The sequence below is a fragment of the Streptomyces sp. NPDC005722 genome (assembly GCF_040630935.1).
GTDB lineage: Bacteria > Actinomycetota > Actinomycetes > Streptomycetales > Streptomycetaceae > Actinacidiphila.
On the sequence record NZ_JBEXYN010000017.1, the window covers coordinates 138,839 to 155,085 of the forward strand.

General features: G+C 73.8%; 16 protein-coding genes and 2 pseudogenes. 8 read left to right on the plus strand and 10 right to left on the minus strand.

Translation table 11 applies throughout. The features are described from left to right. Positions 1-52: 52 nt before the first annotated feature. From ABZ479_RS21285 to ABZ479_RS21300, 4 genes are all read left to right on the plus strand, one after another. Positions 53-562, plus strand: a complete 510-nt coding sequence (locus tag ABZ479_RS21285) for a DUF6643 family protein (RefSeq protein WP_499607546.1) — start codon at positions 53-55, stop codon at positions 560-562. A 60-nt stretch (positions 563-622) separates the two neighbouring features. After that, the gene (locus ABZ479_RS21290) at positions 623-1,459 is read left to right on the plus strand and encodes an MOSC domain-containing protein (protein ID WP_500463049.1); all 837 of its coding nucleotides are present in this window, start codon (positions 623-625) and stop codon (positions 1,457-1,459) included. A 132-nt stretch (positions 1,460-1,591) separates the two neighbouring features. Beyond that, a complete protein-coding gene (locus ABZ479_RS21295; protein WP_500463050.1) occupies positions 1,592-2,200 on the plus strand; it encodes an Rv1733c family protein in 609 nt (202 codons plus the stop codon). 167 nt (positions 2,201-2,367) lie between these two features. Beyond that, complete coding sequence (locus ABZ479_RS21300; protein ID WP_500463051.1) at positions 2,368-4,791, plus strand: right-handed parallel beta-helix repeat-containing protein; 2,424 nt, start codon at positions 2,368-2,370, stop codon at positions 4,789-4,791. Here ABZ479_RS21300 and ABZ479_RS21305 read toward each other — a convergent pair. Beyond that, the gene (locus ABZ479_RS21305; RefSeq protein ID WP_500463052.1) at positions 4,761-7,061 is read right to left on the minus strand and encodes a hypothetical protein; all 2,301 of its coding nucleotides are present in this window, start codon (positions 7,059-7,061) and stop codon (positions 4,761-4,763) included. The two genes, ABZ479_RS21300 and ABZ479_RS21305, sit on opposite strands and share 31 nt — an antisense overlap. Positions 7,062-7,309: 248 nt before the next feature. Between ABZ479_RS21305 and ABZ479_RS21310 the strand changes: the two genes are divergently transcribed. Together ABZ479_RS21310 and ABZ479_RS21315 are read left to right on the plus strand one after the other, a co-directional pair. Next, complete coding sequence (locus ABZ479_RS21310; RefSeq protein ID WP_500463053.1) at positions 7,310-8,170, plus strand: DeoR/GlpR family DNA-binding transcription regulator; 861 nt, start codon at positions 7,310-7,312, stop codon at positions 8,168-8,170. A 25-nt stretch (positions 8,171-8,195) separates the two neighbouring features. After that, complete coding sequence (locus ABZ479_RS21315; RefSeq protein ID WP_500463054.1) at positions 8,196-8,672, plus strand: SRPBCC family protein; 477 nt, start codon at positions 8,196-8,198, stop codon at positions 8,670-8,672. A 16-nt stretch (positions 8,673-8,688) separates the two neighbouring features. On the opposite strand, the gene ABZ479_RS21320 is transcribed toward ABZ479_RS21315, so the two are convergent. The 3 genes from ABZ479_RS21320 to ABZ479_RS21330 form a co-directional block, all read right to left on the minus strand. After that, positions 8,689-9,894: a hypothetical protein gene (locus ABZ479_RS21320; RefSeq protein WP_500463055.1), complete on the minus strand. Its 1,206-nt coding sequence runs from the start codon at positions 9,892-9,894 to the stop codon at positions 8,689-8,691. Between the two features lie 135 nt (positions 9,895-10,029). Next, the gene (locus tag ABZ479_RS21325; RefSeq protein WP_500463056.1) at positions 10,030-11,430 is read right to left on the minus strand and encodes a GlnX family signal transduction membrane protein; all 1,401 of its coding nucleotides are present in this window, start codon (positions 11,428-11,430) and stop codon (positions 10,030-10,032) included. A 93-nt stretch (positions 11,431-11,523) separates the two neighbouring features. Next, positions 11,524-12,675, minus strand: coding sequence for a PLP-dependent cysteine synthase family protein (locus tag ABZ479_RS21330; RefSeq protein ID WP_500463057.1), 1,152 nt, complete (start codon positions 12,673-12,675; stop codon positions 11,524-11,526). A gap of 105 nt (positions 12,676-12,780) precedes the next feature. Between ABZ479_RS21330 and ABZ479_RS21335 the strand changes: the two genes are divergently transcribed. Both ABZ479_RS21335 and ABZ479_RS21340 read left to right on the plus strand, forming a co-directional pair. Continuing rightward, positions 12,781-13,089 carry a hypothetical protein gene (locus tag ABZ479_RS21335; protein WP_499607575.1) on the plus strand — a complete coding sequence of 103 codons (309 nt, stop codon included), beginning with the start codon at positions 12,781-12,783 and terminating at the stop codon, positions 13,087-13,089. Positions 13,090-13,279: 190 nt separating this feature from the next. Beyond that, positions 13,280-13,837, plus strand: coding sequence for an ATP-binding protein (locus ABZ479_RS21340; protein WP_500463058.1), 558 nt, complete (start codon positions 13,280-13,282; stop codon positions 13,835-13,837). A 64-nt stretch (positions 13,838-13,901) separates the two neighbouring features. Here the strand turns inward: ABZ479_RS21340 and ABZ479_RS21345 are convergent. The 6 genes and pseudogenes from ABZ479_RS21345 to ABZ479_RS21370 all read right to left on the minus strand — a co-directional run. Continuing rightward, positions 13,902-14,316 (minus strand): annotated as a pseudogene (locus tag ABZ479_RS21345) (ABC transporter permease); the annotation flags it as partial. 226 nt (positions 14,317-14,542) lie between these two features. After that, positions 14,543-14,743 carry a hypothetical protein gene (locus ABZ479_RS21350; RefSeq protein WP_500463059.1) on the minus strand — a complete coding sequence of 67 codons (201 nt, stop codon included), beginning with the start codon at positions 14,741-14,743 and terminating at the stop codon, positions 14,543-14,545. Between the two features lie 168 nt (positions 14,744-14,911). After that, entirely contained in the window at positions 14,912-15,148 is a 237-nt protein-coding gene (locus ABZ479_RS21355; protein WP_500463060.1) for a hypothetical protein, read from the minus strand. A gap of 193 nt (positions 15,149-15,341) precedes the next feature. Further along, on the minus strand, positions 15,342-15,602 hold the full coding sequence (locus ABZ479_RS21360) for a hypothetical protein (RefSeq protein WP_500463061.1): 261 nt from the start codon (positions 15,600-15,602) through the stop codon (positions 15,342-15,344). A 199-nt stretch (positions 15,603-15,801) separates the two neighbouring features. After that, positions 15,802-15,939: pseudogene (locus ABZ479_RS21365) on the minus strand (ABC transporter ATP-binding protein); the annotation flags it as partial. Next, positions 15,936-16,229 carry an SHOCT domain-containing protein gene (locus ABZ479_RS21370; protein ID WP_500463080.1) on the minus strand — a complete coding sequence of 98 codons (294 nt, stop codon included), beginning with the start codon at positions 16,227-16,229 and terminating at the stop codon, positions 15,936-15,938. The gene ABZ479_RS21370 and the pseudogene ABZ479_RS21365, both read right to left, overlap by 4 nt. Positions 16,230-16,247 lie beyond the last annotated feature (18 nt).

Consider the following 16,247-nt stretch of genomic DNA (forward strand, 5'->3'; position numbering starts at 1 on the left):
ACCTGCTAATCGGTCTCCCCAACCAGCACATCGTGGGCTTAACTTATGGGCTATGACCTCCCCCCGCGGTTCTTACAGCGGTGGCTACTACACGTCGCCGTTCTTCCCCGACACCCCCATCTACGACAGCCTGGTCGCAGAGCGGGGCACCCCCCAGATCGCGCCGATCCGCGTCCCGTCCGCGTACGAGACCACCGGCAGCAATCTCCCGGCCCTGCCGGCCGCGCTCCCCGCGCTGCCCCCCGGACCGTCCCACCACTCCTCCGCGCCGAGCACGCCGTCGTACTCCGGCTACTCGGCGCCCGGTTACCAGCAGCCCCAGCTGCAGCAGGCACCGGCGCCCTACATCCCGCAGCAGGCCACCGCGCCCCGTCCCGCCGCGTTCAACGGCGGGTACCCGGCGCAGCAGGCCCCGCAGCAGTACCAGGGCCCGGCCGGCTACGAGCAGGTGCGCCCCGCCGCCGCCCCGCGTCCTGCCCCGCCGCGCCCGGTCGCACCGACCGGCTACGACGAGCAGCCGTACCAGCGGCGGAACCTCGGCCAGGGCTACTACTCCGGCTGACGACCGCGGGCGGCCCGGTCCCCGCCGACGGGTGACCGTGCCGCCTGGCACGATGGCTGAATGACGACTCCGACGCCGACACCTCACCTCGGTTCACTGCACGTCCACCCCGTCAAGTCGCTCGGTGGACAGCGGTTGTCCGAGGCAGTGGTGGAGCCGTGGGGGCTCGCCGGAGACCGCCGGTGGATGCTCGTGGACGCTGCGGGACGATGCGTCACGCAGCGCGAGCAACCCCGGCTGGCCCTGGCGCGCGCGGAGCCGTCCCCCGGCGGTGGGCTGCTGCTCACCGCTCCGGGGATGCCGGTGCTGGACATCGCGGTACCGGGACCGTCCACGACGGTCCCGGTGCACATATGGGGCGACAAGGTGGAGGCCGTGCCCGCGGGAGACGCGGCCGCCGCCTGGTTCGGCACGTTCCTGGGCGCGGAGGTCACCCTCGTCCACCTCGACGACCCGGCCCGTCGGCGCCCGGTCGACCCGGAGTACGCGCGCCCCGGGGAGACCGTGAGCTTCGCCGACGGCTTCCCCCTGCTCGTGACGACCGAGGCCTCCCTGGCCGCCCTCAACGCGCTGGTCGCCGCGGGCGACCACCCCGGGGAGGGGCCGCTGCCGATGGACCGTTTCCGACCCAACGCCGTGATCGCGGGGACCGGCGCCTGGGCCGAGGACACCTGGACCCGGATCCGCATCGGGGAAGTGGAATTCCGTGTCGTGAAGCCCTGCGGGCGTTGCGTGGTGACCACCACCGACCAGCACACCGCGACCCGCGGCCGGGAACCGCTGCGCACCCTCGCGCGCCACCGCAGAATCGGGGGCAGACTGGTTTTCGGACAGAATCTCGTGCCCGAACGACCCGGAACACTCCGGGTGGGCGACGCGTTGACATGTGTGGAGTGAACGCGTCCCAAGACCGCGGCACGGTCCGGGCCCCGGGTGGGCGCCGGCGTGAGACGGCTCTCTCCCGCCCGGTCCATGCCGCGCATGTACCGCGCCGTGTGCGGTACTTGGACGGTGAAGGGGGTGCGCCCGATGGCGGCCACGCACGTGCGGTGGTGGCGTTGGCGGAAGAACAGCCTGCGCCGCCGTTCCGACGTGTTCGAGGCCTGCGCTGGGGTCGCGGCCGGCTGCGCCATCGTCCTGGGCGCGCCCGCGGCCGGGCTGACCGCCGGGCTGACCGTGGACCACTCCCTCCAGCACACCGTCAGCGTCGAGCACGCCAACCGCACCGAAGTCTCCGCCGTGGTGCTCAGGGCCGGTCCGCGTGAGGCCCCCGACCCCGACCCCGAATCGGGCCGCGTCCACGAGGACCGCCGCGACGCCGTGGTCCGCTGGACCGCGCCGGACGGGCACGTCCACACCGCCCAGGTGCGGGTGGGCGCCTCCCACGACAAGGGCGACCACATCACGATGTGGACCGACAGGTCCGGTGCCCTGCCCGTGCCGGCGCCCCTGGACTCCCGCTCCGCCACCACGCACGCGATGCTCGCCGGCATCGGCACCTTCCTCGCCGCGACCGTGCTGGGATTGATGGGGCGCCAGGTACTCATGTGGCACCTGATGCGACGCAGGCTCGCCGAGTGGGAGCGCGAGTGGGCGGCCGCCGGGCAGAGCTGGGGCCGGGCCGGGGCCGGCGGCTGACCACACCGGGTACGTAGGTCGGTCCCGCGGATCATCCGCAATCGGCGTCATCCGGCCGGATCCATCAGGTGATCCATCAGCATCTGGGTGCTGGCGCGCGCCCGGCGCGCGCTACCGTGGAGGCCCCCAGGTCGGCGCAGTGCAAGAGGACGGGGCAGAGCATCTCCATGGCACAGGGCGTGGTTCAGGTGACGCACACCAGCAGCTCGCGGTGGCGCCGCCGCACGGGAGAGTACGAGAGCCTCGCCGCGGCCCTGGAGGCGGCCGCCGAGGGCGACGTGCTCTCGGTCAACCCCGGGACCTACCGGGAGAACCTCGTCGTGGAGAAGGTCATAACGCTCCGCGCGGCCGAGGGCCCGGGCTCCGTGCGGATCGCCCCGCCCGCCGGTGTCGCCCTGACCGTACGGGCCGCGGCGACGGTCCAGGACCTCTCCGTCGAGGGCCAGGACACCTCCGCCGCCGCCCTCCTCGTCGAGGACGCCGCGCCCGAACTCACCGGACTGCGGGTCAGCACCCGTTCCGCGGTGGGCATAGAGGTCCGCGACGGGGCGCGGCCGACCGTGCGCCGCTGCACCGTCGACAACCCCGCGGGGCTGGGGATCAGCGTCCTGGAGGCCGCCGGCGGCCTGTTCGAGGACTGCGAGGTGGTGTCCGCGGGCCAGACCGGCATCTCGGTGCGCGGCGGCGCTTCCCCGCGGCTGGAGCGCTGCCGGGTCCACAACGCCTCCGGCGCGGGACTCGCGCTCACCGGCGAGGGCACCGTGGCCGAGGCGGTCGGCTGCGAGGTGTACGAGGTCAAGGGCACCGGCGTACAGGTCGCCTCGCGGGCCGCCGGCCACCTCACCGAGTGCCAGGTGCACCGCACCACCGGCGACGGCATCACCCTGGACACGGACGCCGTCCTCACGCTCTCCGACTGCGACATCCACGACGTCCCCGAGAACGCCGTCGACCTGCGCTCCCGTTCGGTCCTCACCCTCACCCGCACCACGGTGCGGCGCTTCGGCCGCAACGGCCTGTCGGTGTGGGACCCGGGCACCCGGGTGGACGCCAACCAGTGCGAGATCCACGACAGCCAGGGCGACTACCCGGCGGTCTGGGTCAGCGACGGCGCGGCCGCCGTCCTGGACTCCTGCCGCGTGCACGACGTGCCCGACGCCCTGTTCGTGCTCGACCGGGGCTCCCGCGCCGACGTCGTCGACTGCGACATCTCCCAGGTCCGCAACACCGCGGTCTCGGTCAGCGACGGCGCCACCGTGCAACTGGACGACTGCCGCATCCGCGAGGCCTCCACCGGCGCCTGGTTCCGCGACCACGGCAGCGGCGGCACGCTGTCCGCCTGCACCATCGACGACACGGCCACGGGCGTCATCGTCACCAAGGGCGCCGACCCCACGCTGGAGCGCTGCGTCGTCACCAACCCGGCCGAGGCCGGGTTCTACGTCTCCGCGGGCGGCCGCGGCACCTTCACCGGGTGCCGGGTCACCGGCAGCCGGGGCTACGGCTTCCACATCATCGACGGCTGCCGCTCCACGCTCACCCGCTGCCGCACGGAGCGCTGCGCGCGCGGCGGTTACGAGTTCGCCGAGCCAGGACCGGTCACGGAGGACTGCACCGGGGACCAGAGCGGTGAGCGCCGTACCGTGCCGGAGTCCTCGGGCGTGCCCGCTCCGGCCGGCGAACGGCAGCCCGCCCCTGCGTCGTTCGGGCTGCTCGGCGGACTGCCCGTGGCGCCGACCGCCGCCGAGCCCGCGGCCCCGCAAGCCCCGGCCGCGGACGCCCGTCCCTCGGACGAGGTGCTGGCCGAACTCGACGCGCTGGTGGGCCTGGAGAGCGTCAAGCGCGAGGTGCGCTCGCTGATCGACCTGATCGCGGTGGGCCGCAGACGCCGCGAGGCCGGCCTCAAGGCCCCCTCCCCGCGCCGCCACCTGGTCTTCACCGGCTCCCCCGGCACGGGCAAGACGACCGTCGCCCGGCTGTACGGCGAGATCCTTGCCACCCTGGGCGTGCTGGAGCGCGGGCACCTGGTGGAGGTGGCCCGCGTCGACCTGGTGGGCGAGCACATCGGCTCGACCGCCATCCGCACCCAGGAGGCCTTCGACCGCGCCCGCGGCGGGGTGCTCTTCATCGACGAGGCGTACGCGCTCGCCCCCGAGGACTCGGGCCGGGACTTCGGGCGGGAGGCGATCGACACCCTGGTGAAGCTGATGGAGGACCACCGCGAAGCCGTCGTGGTGATCGTCGCGGGCTACACGGCGGAGATGGAACACTTCCTGTCCGCCAACCCCGGTGTCGCCTCGCGCTTCTCGCGGACCATCACCTTCGACGACTACACCCCGGTCGAACTGCTGCGGATCGTGCGGGCCCAGGCCGAGGAGCACGAGTACCAGCTCTCCGAGGACACCGGCGAGGCGCTCTACAAGTACTTCACCGCGATCCCCAAGGGCCCGGCGTTCGGCAACGGCCGCACCGCCCGGCAGACCTTCGAGGCCATGGTCGAGCGCCACGCGGGGCGGCTCGCCCGGATCAGCGAGCCCAGCCACGAGGAGCTGCAGCTGCTCTACCCGGAGGACCTTCCCCCACTGCCCTGACCCTGCACGGGCAGCACCCCCTCCGTGTTCCCGTACAACCAGCCGAGCAGCGCGCCGCGCTCGGCCGCGAAGGCCGGGTCGGCCTGGTAGTCGAAGTGGGTGAGCAGCGGCGCGGGCAGCGGGTGTTCCGCCGTCCGTCCGTACGCCGCCGGATCGGGCAGCGGCGCCCGGTCGACCGGTGGTCCGGGCTCGTCGAGGTGGACCGGGCCGCCGATCGGATCCGTACGGCGCCACAGGTTGCGCCAGGCGTGCAGCTCGCCGTGGAGCGAGGTCAGGGCAGGGGGCCCGAAGTAGGCGGGGAACCAGCGCCCGTACAGCCGGCCCAGCGGAGAACCGTAGGTGAGCAGGGCGATCCGCGCCCGGGTCGTCGGATCCAGCTGCCACACCGCTGCCGCGGCCAGGACGCTGCCCTGCGAGTGCCCGGAGAGGATGATCCGGCCGGCGTGCGCCCGGGTCCAGGTCGTCATCCGCCAGGTCAGGTCGGGCACGGCGCGCTCGGCGTAGCAGGGCGGGGCGAAGGGGTGCGCGGCGCGCGGCCAGAAGGTGCCGACGTCCCAGAGGATGCCCACGGTGCGGCGTGCCCCCGCGTCGCGGTAGGCCCGGCGACCGAGCGCGATCAGGGCGACCACCCCCGCGCCGACCAGCCAGGAGCCGAGTCCCTGGGCGGTCTCCGCGACCGTCCGCAGCCAGCCGGGCGCGCCGGCCCCGGCCCGTCCCGGGACGGCACCGCTCAGCCAGGCCCCGGCGAGCGCCCCGGCGCCCAGCAGGAAGGCGACGGCCCCGATGACCCCGATGAACAGGGCGGCCTGGTCGGTGAGTTCGGCTCTGGCCCGGGCCATGGCGATCTGGCGGCTGCGCGCGGGCTCGTGCTCCTCCCCCGGATAGTCCGACTCCACCCTCGGCACCAGTGCCCGGGAGCGGCGCACCAGTCTCCTGCCGCGCACCACGACCACCACGGCCAGCACCAGCAGCAGCACCGGGATCGCCGAGGCCTGCCAGGACAGCAGCACGGGCGGCCCCGCGACCGCGCTGCCGCCGCTGCCCGGCGTGGCGCCGCGGTCCAGCCAGTCCGCGACCCGCTGGGCGATGCCACCGGTCAGCACGCCGCCGAGGGAGCAGGCGAGCAGCGCCACCGCCGGTCCCCCCAGCCCGCGCAGCTCCGCGCGGCCGCCGCCGGAGCGGAACATCAGATGGGCGACGGAGGCGAGCGCCACGAGCAACGTCCCCTGAGCCAGGGCGAGCCAGCCGAAGGCATCCCCGGACGGCAGCCGTCCGACGGCGTTCCAGCCGGGACGGTGCCAGCAGGCGTAACCGGCCGCAGCGAGCAGCGCGGCAGCCGTGCCCCCGAGCATCGCCCGGGCCAGTCGTGGGTCCAGGGCCTCGTCCGGCGCGTGCTCGCTGCGCCCCATGCCGCAGGTCACGGCGACCGCCGCCACCGTCAGCCCCGCCAGGGCGCCCGTCAGCAGCCAGCCGACGGCGGCGAGTATCCGCACCCCGCCGGCGTCCATGTCCCGTTCCAGCGGGGGGACCACCAGCGCGAACGCGACCGTGAGCAGCCCGGCCGCCGTGTGCGCCGCGCGGAGCCGGGCGACCAGCCGCCGCCCGTACCAGAAGCCGCGCCGGGCCAGCGGCGTGACGTCCGGTCCCTCCCGCTCCCGCGGATGCGGGCCGGGCAGCGGGCGCTGGGACTCGTAGGCGTACCAGGTGCGCCGCGAGAGCCACCACAGCAGCAGGATCAGCCCGCCGGGCAGCGCCGCCCCGGCGGCGATCCGGCGCCCCGGCTCGCCGGCGGCGAGGAAGGACAGCCAGCTCTTCCCGCCCGCGCAGGCCGCGTTGCCCGCGCACTGCCAGGCCACCAGATCCATCGCGACCTCGCAGGCCGCGGCCACCAGCAGCACCGTCAGCGACAGTGCCAGCAGCCGCACCAGCACGTCGTAGGCCCGGTCCAGGCCGGGCCTCGAGACCGGCGGTCGCATCCAGTGGGCCAGGTTGGCCACCATGAAGGGGAGCAGGAGCAGCCACAGCGCGCGACTGCCGTCCCCGGACGTCAGGTTGCACCACGAATAGGCGTCGGGCACCGGGCCCTCGCCGTACTCCTGCGGACGGCGCTCCGCGTCGGCGTCGTCGGCACGCCGGTAGATCCCGGCGGTGTCGTCACCGCAGACGCGCGTGATGCGCGGGTCGTTGAGCATCGTCTGCGGGGTCGTCCCGCCGACGCCGTGGACCAGCAGCTCGAGCGACAGCTCCGTCCGTACCGTATCCGACCGCATCGCGATCGCCTCCCGTACTTTCCCCGTGACGCGCGTACGGCATCGCGCGTATTCAGAATCGGGCACACGTACCAGTACTGGACAGAGGTGTTCACGAATGCCACCCGAACGTGTCACGCGCGGTACGTGTGGGACCGGTCACCCCGTGCCTTCCGGCCCCCGACCGGCGGGGGAGGTCGTGGAAGGATGGCGAGACTGCCGGTCCGGGCAGCATCGGGATCACATCAGAGGATGGGACGGGACCTCGGGTGAGCGACAACCAGAACCTGCTCGCGGAACAGCGCCGTGCGCTGATCCTGGACGAGGTCCGGCGGCGCGGCGGGGTCCGGGTCAACGAGCTGACCCGGAAGCTGAACGTCTCGGACATGACGGTCCGCCGCGACCTCGACGCGCTGGCCCGCCAAGGCGTGGTCGAGAAGGTCCACGGCGGTGCCGTGCCCGTCGCCCCGGCGAGCAGCCACGAGCCGGGCTTCGAGGCGAAGGCGGGCCTCGAGCCCGGGGCCAAGGAGGCCATCGCCCGCGCCGCCGCCCGCCTGGTCACCCCCGGCAGCGCCATCGCGCTCACCGGCGGCACGACGACGTACGCCCTCGCCCACCACCTGCTGGACGTCCCCGACCTCACCGTGGTCACCAACTCCGTGCGGGTAGCCGACGTCTTCCACTCCGCGGCCCGCGGCGCGAGCGGCCGCGAGGGCGCCGCGACCGTCGTCCTCACCGGCGGGGTGCGCACCCCCTCGGACTCCCTCGTCGGCCCCGTCGCGGACCAGGCCATCGGTTCGCTCCACTTCGACCTGCTCTTCCTCGGCGTCCACGGCATCTCCGTCGAGGCGGGCCTGTCCACCCCCAACCTCGCCGAGGCGGAGACCAACCGGCGCTTCGTGCGCTCCGCCCGCCGGGTGGTCGTCATCGCGGACCACACCAAGTGGGGCACCGTGGGCCTGAGCTCCTTCGCCACGCTGGAGGACGTGGACACCCTCGTCACGGACGCCGGCATCCCCGAGGTGCTGCGGGCGGAGATCGCCGAGCACCTGTCGGACCTGGTCGTCGCCGGTGAGCCGGGGGACACCGAGGCGGGCGACGTCCCCGGCGGGGGTCCCGCAGACAACTGACGGTCCATCAACTACCGTGCGGCGCATGACGCGCCCACTGCACCCCACACGCCAGGTGGACCTGGGCTTCCTCGCCTCGGCGCCGCTCCGTCTCGTCTTCGCCGCCGATGCCTCGGCGCCGCCCGAGGCCGTCCACGCCGCCCTCGCCGAGGACACCGAGGGCTGGACGGCGTGGTTCGACGCCGTCACGGCCGCCGTGCCGACCACCGGGGGCCGGACGATCGGGCTGCGCGCGGGAGTGCGCTTCGAGGAGACCGTCCTCGCCGACGAGCCCCCGCGCCGCTTCGCCTACCGCGCGGACGCCACCAACGTCCCCGGCCTGCGCGCCCTGCTGGAGGAGTGGGCGCTCTCCCCCACGCCGGACGGCGGCACCCACGTGCGCTGGACCTTCGCCGCCGACGGGCCGCCGGCCCTGCGCACCTTCTTGCTGATGTCCCGCCCGGGCCTCGGCCTGTCCTTCCGCGCGGCGGTCCGCTCGCTGGACCGCCGGCTGGCCTCGTGAGCGGGGCCCGGACACCTCAGGTGCGGGATACGGTGCCGCAGCCCTCGGTCTCGGTGCGCTCGGCCACCAGGTCCCGGCTGCGGTCGTAGGGGTCCACCGTGGGTCCCGACCGATCGGCGTCCTCGCGAGCCGAGGCGTCGGAGGCGAACTGCGGGTGGAGCCAGCCGTCGTGGACGAAGCAGGCGGAGTTGGCGACGTCGTCGTCGTACAACGTGATCGCGAACTTGCCGGGGGTCACCCGGTAGCGGGACGGATCCGGGAACTCCAGGTCCAGGACGCGGCGGACGATCGTTCGGGCGACCTCGTCGGAGCCGGACCCCACCTTCACCAGGGGGTACACGAAGGTGTAGTCGGCGTGGACGACGACGGCGTGCTCCTTGCCCTTGCCGAAGGTCATCCGTCCGCGGGTCTTGACCACGTCGCCGGCCAGGGCGAGTTCCGCGGGCTTGAAGCGCACCGCGAGGCGGAGCGGGTCGTTCTTCTCGGTCGGCTTGCGGAAGGCCGTCTCGAACCGGGCGCGCAGTTCGCGCTGGCTCGGGTCGAGCATCCCCAGGGCGGCGTCCGGCCGTTCGCCCCGCAGCGTGGCGGGGTCGAGGTTGGTGTCGACCAGGAACGCCTTGACGTTCTTCAGGGCCGCCGCCACCTGCGCGGACGTCATCCAGCCGGCAGCCCGCGCCTTCGGCGGGACGATCCCCTCCGCGCCGTCGGCGTACCGCTCCGCCGGGGAACCCGCGAAGGGCTCGTCCGATGTGGGCATGCCGGGGAACGCCTCCTGCGAGGGGGCGCCAGTCGGCCGCGCGGTCTCCACGGGGAGCGGCGAGCGTTCCGCCCCGCCACCACCGCCGCTGTCGCCGCCGCGCATCGCGTCCAGTGCCCAGCCCGGGTTCAGGGCGAACAGCAGCACGCCGACCGCGGCGAGGACGCCGACCAGGCCCAGCCACCGGCGGCGCCGGGGGCGGCGTTCCTCGACCTCGTAGACGGCGGGGCCGGTGCGCCAGCCCTCGGGTTGCGCGGGCGGCGGGGTCCCACGCCACCTGCGCTTGGTGCGGCGCGCCGCCTCCTCGTCCTGCTGCCGCAGCCGCTCGGTGACCATGCGGGCCCGTGCGGAGGGCTCCTTGGGCGCCGACGAGCGGATGTCCGCCTCGGTGTCCTGTACGAACCGGTCCCAGACGTCGTCGGGAACGGAGGGGACGTCGTCGGGGGACGGCGGGGTCGTGGTCACCTGAGGCTCTTTCACAAGATCGGGCAGACAGGCCTTTCTATAACCGAACACAGGTTCCCCACAAGCCCGGGCGCCCCCGCCGGTCCCGTCGGCCCGGTTGCCCCGTCGCTCGCCCGTCGCCCCACTGTCACCGGCTCAGCGGTACTCCGCGAGGCGCGGCCGCACGCCCACCACCACGAGGACCGCGGCAATGCCCAGGACACCGGCGGGAACGGCGGGCCAGCCGTCGAGCCCGGAGTGCGCGGCGTCCGTGCGCGCGACGAAGTCGGCCTGCTGGTGCTGGGCGAGGGCGTCCAGGGTGGTCGCGAAGTCCCAGAAGTCGAAGCCCACCTCCCCGCGGCCGACGTCCGTGAGCACGACGGCCGCCTCGTCGATCCGCTTGCCGGCCATCAGCCCGACGAGCCGGCGGTCGTCGGCGCGGAAGTGCCCGTAGCGTTCGTTGACGTCGGCGTACGCCGGGCGCTCGTCCGCCGAGGCCCACCCGCCGGGGGCGAGCAGACCGTCCAGCCGCCGGTTGAGGGAGTCGAGTTCGGCGCGCTGCTGCGGCTCGGCGCCGTTGACGAGCCAGCGGCTCTGGGTGGCGGCGGCCTCCGCGGCGACGGCGCGCGCCTCCGCCAGACGCGACCAGGGGCGCAGTCCGTCCCGGGTCCCGGCGTCGAGGTCGGCGGCGGCGCCGGTGAAGGCGAACACCCCGGCCAGGGTGACGCCGAGGGCGGCGGCGGTGGCGGCGGCCAGTGCCGGGTTGATCAGACGGCGGTAACGGCGCGCCAGGTCGCGCTGCCACCACAGGAGTACGGCGACCGCGATCAGGCCGAGTGCGCCGACGGCCACGGCCGAGCCCATGGCGGCGTCCTGCGCGGTGCGCGAGGCCGCGGTGGCCTGCGCGTCGTAGGCGTTCGCCAGGGCCGCGACCTTGGGCAGCAGATGGCTGTGCATGATGTCGCCCGCCTCCGCGGAGAAGGCGACGGCGACCGCCGGCGGGTGGCCCGCGGCCCGCTCGTGGTGCTGTTCGTCGACGTAGGCGGCGCGGCCGCCGGCGTCGTCGTAGCGCCCGAGGAGGTCGAGGATGCCGCGCACCTGCGCGGCGTGGGCCTCGTCGGCGCCGAGCCGGCGGAGGAGGTCGCTGGCCTGGGCGCGGCGCTGCTGCGCGGTGATGAGCGCGAGCAGCCGGTTGCCGACCGACACCTCGGGATCGTCGGCCGCGTGGCCGGGCACCAACTGGTTGGCGCGCTGGGCGTCCAGGTCGGCGAGGGCGAAGCGGAGTTCGGCCGCGACGGCGGCGCGGTGCGCGGACGTGTCGCGCAACTGCTCGGCGTCCGACCGCACGGTGACGGCCCCGACGACCGCGGCAAGGCACAGGGCGAGGACGGCGACGAGTGCGGCGGTCGCCTGGACGACCAGCCGCGCCGGGGGCGGCATGCGCCGGCGCCGCGCCCGGACGGGCGGCACCGGCACCCGGGGCGCGGGCGGCGCTGACGCACCGGGCGCGGGGGGCGGCGGCGCGACCGCCGGGGGCGCCACTTGAGAGATCGTCATATCGGGACGCTAAGAGCGCCCGGAAAAGGGAAGGCGGTGCTCCGGCGGACTCCGGGTGACCACGACGTAACAGAACGGAACGGACGGACCGGGTCAGTCCGGCCAGTTCCCCGCGGCCAGGAAGGCGTCGATGGTGGCGGCGTACGGCCGGATGTCCAGGCCCTGTTCGGCGAGCCAGGCATCCGCATAGTACTTGTCCAGGTAGCGGTCGCCGGGGTCGCACAGCAAGGTGACGACACTGCCCGTGCGGGCCGCCGCGACCATCTCCGCGACGAGCTTGAAGGCGCTCCACAGACCGGTGCCCGTCGACCCCCCGGCCTTGCGCCCGATGGCCGCCTCCAGGGCGCGTACCGCCGCCACCGAGGCCGCGTCCGGCACCTTCATCATCCGGTCGACCGCACCGGGCACGAAACTCGGCTCCACCCTGGGGCGGCCGATGCCCTCGATCCGCGAACCCCGTTCGCAGCACACGGAGTCGTCGCCGCTCACCCAGCCGTCGAAGAACACCGAGTTCTCCGGGTCCGCGACGCACACCAAGGTGTCGTACTGCATGTAGTGGACGTAGCGCGCGATGGTCGCCGAGGTGCCGCCGGTGCCGGCGGTCGCCACGATCCACGCCGGGCAGGGGTTCCGCTCCAGGCGCAGCTGCTGGTAGATCGACTCGGCGATGTTGTTGTTGCCGCGCCAGTCGGTGGCGCGTTCGGCGTAGGTGAACTGGTCCATGTAGTGGCCGCCGCTCTCCTCCGCGAGACGGGCGGAGACCTCGTAGACCGTCCGCGGGTCGTCCACCAGGTGGCAGCGGCCCCCGTGGAACTCGATCAGCCGCTGCTTCTCCCAGCTCGTGGTGCGCGGGATGACGGCGATGAACGGCACGCCGATCAGGGCCGCGAAGTACGCCTCGGACACCGCGGTCGAGCCGCTGGAGGCTTCGATGACGGGTTTGCCCGGCCGGATCCAGCCGTTGCACAGCCCGTAGAGGAAGAGCGAGCGGGCGAGGCGGTGCTTGAGGCTGCCGGTGGGGTGGGTCGACTCGTCCTTGAGGTAGAGGTCGATGCCCCAGGCATCGGGGAGCGGGAAGCGCAACAGGTGCGTGTCGGCGGAGCGGTTGGCGTCCGCCTGGACCTTCCGTACGGCCTCTTTGAGCCATCCTCGGTAGTGCGGGTCGGTCCGGTCCACGTCGATGGTGGGTACGGTCTGCGCCGCCCTTGTGCGGTCTTCGCGGTCGCCCTTCTCGTTGCTGCTCACCCGCGCCGCCCTTCGTTCGCCGCCTGTGTCCCGATCTTAGGCGGGCGCTGGTGCGGCGCCCCCCGGAGCGGGCAGACTGCGACCGGACGAAGGAGGGGATGCGCCGTGGCCGAAGCGGAGTTCACCGCCACCGGGGTGCGGATCGGACGGCGGCTGCGGTCGCTGACCCGGGGAGGGCAGGTCGTGATCCAGGACGGCCGCCTGGTGCTGCTCACCAGCCGCGGCCGGGAGATCGACAGCGCTCCGGTGGAGGACGTCCACGCCCTGACCCCGCGGTTCGCGGTACGGCGCCGCACCCTTGCCCGCCTCAACGGCACCGGCTACCTGCTGACCTTGCGCACGCAGGGCGCGGCCTCGGCGGGCCGCTTCCTGGACGCCCTGCGGACCGCCCGCGAGCGGGTCAAGCGGCACTGACGCGAACGGAACGGCACTCTCCGCGTTCGCGGAGTTGCGGTAAGCATCCATCGGGGTGATCCTTGAGTGGCGTCACGGAGTCACTGCAGCAGTCACTCACAGCAATCCCGCAAAGGTGTTCCCATTCCATGCGGGCGGGGCATGCCCCGGTCACAGGGGCGCGCCCTCCACCGCGGAGGGAGTCGCAGCCGTGATCAGCTCAGAAGGCAGTAAGCGGCAGTGTGCTCTGGAACTTGAGGCACTGCCGTCCCGGATCCAGCAGGTACGCCGTATCCTCGCCGCTCAGCTGCGGTACTGGCGGCTGGACCCGCTGATCGACCCCACTCTGCTGGGCATCACCGAACTGCTCGGCAACGTCCACCGGCACGCCCGGCCGGACAAGCGCTGTTCCGTCGAGCTGAGCTTCGCCTCCGGCTGGCTCACCGTCGCCGTCTCGGACAACGATCCGCGCCTGCCGCGGGTCCGCGAGTTCGAGCCCCTGGCCACCTGCGGCCGCGGCCTCGCCATGGTCGTGTCGATGAGCGACAGCTGGGGCACCGAGACCCTCAACGACGGCGGCAAGGTCGTGTGGTTCACGCTCCGGGCCGAGGCGACGGTCTCGCCCAGCACGATGGGCGAGCAGGTGTCGGCGGCCGTCGTCCGCAAGGTCGCCCCGCGGACGCTGCCGGTCCTTCCCGAGACGCCGGAGGCGTGGCCCCCGGTGCTCGATCGTCTGGTCCCGGCCGCGGCCGAACCGGTTCTGGTCTGACGCGCGGCCGCCGCACCCCGGTGGGGCACGGCGGCCGTGGCCCTCCGGGCCGTCGTCGGCGGAGTCATTCCGCCGCGATGGCCCTCAGTACGTCCAGGCGTGCCGCGCGCCGGCACGGGCGCCATCCGGCCAGGGCCCCGGCGACCAGTCCGACCAGCAGGACGACCGCGAGCCGGCCGGGCGGCAGCGCGAAGGCGCTCGTGCCCGCGGCGTCCGACGCCTTCACCAGTGCCCAGCCGAGGAAGGCCCCGAGCCCCGGGCCGCCGGCCGTGCCGAAGGCGGCCACCAGGCACGGACTCCCAGCGCACCATGGCCCGCAGCTGCGCCCTGGTCTGCCCGACCGCCCGCAACAGCCCCAGTTCGCGGGTGCGTTCGTGCACCGCGAGGGTGAGCGTGTTGGCGATGCCCAGCAGGGCGATGAGGACGGCCAGCGCGAGCAGCGCGTAGACGAGCGTCAGCATGATGTCCACGCCCGAGGCGCAGCGCCCACGTGATGGGGCTGCGGCACTCGGCCCGGCGCCGGTAGCGGGGCCAGAGGCGGCGTGCACCGCGGTGTGCGGTGATGTGCTGCAGGGCCGGCCCGGTGTCCACACCGAGGGTGACGGTGCGGGGTCCGCTGTGCCGGAGGTCGGTAGGGGTGGGCGCGGGCTGGCCGCAGACGGGGCCACCATACGGTCATGCCGAGGTCGGCTCCCGTGGCCATGATCATCGCCTCCGTCGGTCCCGGCGCCAGAAGGACACCGCCACGGCCGTAATCAGGGGCTCCATGATCCCGCAGCCGACGACGGCGGTGATGGCGGCGGGTTTGCCTCGGGTCGTGTCGAAGGTGGCCGCGGCTCCGAGGAGCCAGAGCACGGCCGCGAGCGCGGTGACGACGCGGGCCTCGCTGCTGAGGGGCGGTCGCATGCAGTCACCACCTCCGTGACGTCTTGGTGCTCGTCGCCGCTGTGCGGCGGGAGTTCGAGGACGTCGAGGTGTGCGGGCACGGGGGCCTCTCTCGGGTGGGGGTGGGCATGGCCGCGGCCCCGTACCCGTGTGGGTGCGGGGCCGCGAGCGGGGCCTGGGCGTGTGTTATCAGCCCTGCTCTGCGTCGATCTCGTTGAGGAGGCGCACCAGGGTTGCGGAGTTGACACCTTCACATTCGTCGGGGCGGCCGGGTTCCTGGGCGTTGTCGCTGACTTGAGCGGTGTCCTGCTTGGCCAGGGCAGCCTTGCAGGCGGCCAGGTCGGGCTCGCTGTCGCCGCAGCCGGTGAGGGCCAGTGTGGCCGTGGTGATGGCCGCGATGGCAAGGGCGGTCGTTCGGGTGCGCATGGTCCCCCCATGGACGTTGCACGGATGAGCGAGCATTATCCAACAGGAGGGGGCGGGCGCCTGCTGTGTGACGGTTCTGTGACGTGCGTGCCTACCCGCCGGTGATACCGCCGTCCGCGCCTTCGGTGCCGGCCGTGCCGCCGCTCGCGGACGTGGTGGGCGTGGATTTCCGCGCACGCCGCAGGTGGCGCCGTCATCGCGATGACCGCCCGCCCTCGTTCACGCCCTCAACCTCATCCGGGCATGGGGCACCGACACCACCACCGAACGCAACGCCGCTCTCGCCGCGATCAGGGCAGCCGAAAGCGAGCGCACCCGGCAGGTGGCACTGCAGGCCGCGACCACCGTCGAGCGTGACCGTCTCCGGCGTGAGACCACCGCTTGCCTCCAGCGCGCTGCCATGCAGGTCGAGGCTGAACGCCGCAAGCTCCAGGCCAAGTTCGAGGCCGGCCACGACCGCATGATGTCCGAGTCGTTGAAGACCGCGTTCCTAAGGATCAAGGGTGGAAACCTCGACGCGCCCGACCGACGCCGCACCGTCGTACCGTTCCCCACGCAGCACCCCGCCGAAGTCGCCCTCCCCCGCGGCCGCGATGCTGTTCGCCCCCCGAGGTGAGGGTGTCCAGCCCGGCGGCACAGTGCATGAGGGTCTACTTGCCGGATCCGGAAGGGCCCATGATCGCGGTGAGCCTTCCGGCGGGGAACGCCACCGTGACCCCGTCCAGGGCGTGCACCCGGGCGTCGCCCGTCCCGTAGGTCTTGACGGCGTCGGCGACGCGGGCGGCGGTCATCGCTCGCCGCCCTTGGAGAAGCGGCCGAACTCCTCGTCCAGGACGGACAGCCGGCGCCAGTACTCGTCCTCGTCGATCTCGCCCGCGGCGAAGCGGCGGCCCAGCACGGCGATCGGCGAGTGCTCGCCGATCGCGGCCCGGGCGTGCCAGGGGCCGCGGCCCAGGCCCCGGCGCCACGCGGTACGGCGCAGCACGAATGCGACGCCCGCGATGGCGGCGGCCCAGATGAGGGGGAAGAACAGGATCCAGGGACCCGGTCCCCCGTCCCAGTGGTCGGCCAGCGTGGTCAGTGCGGTGGTGTCCATGGC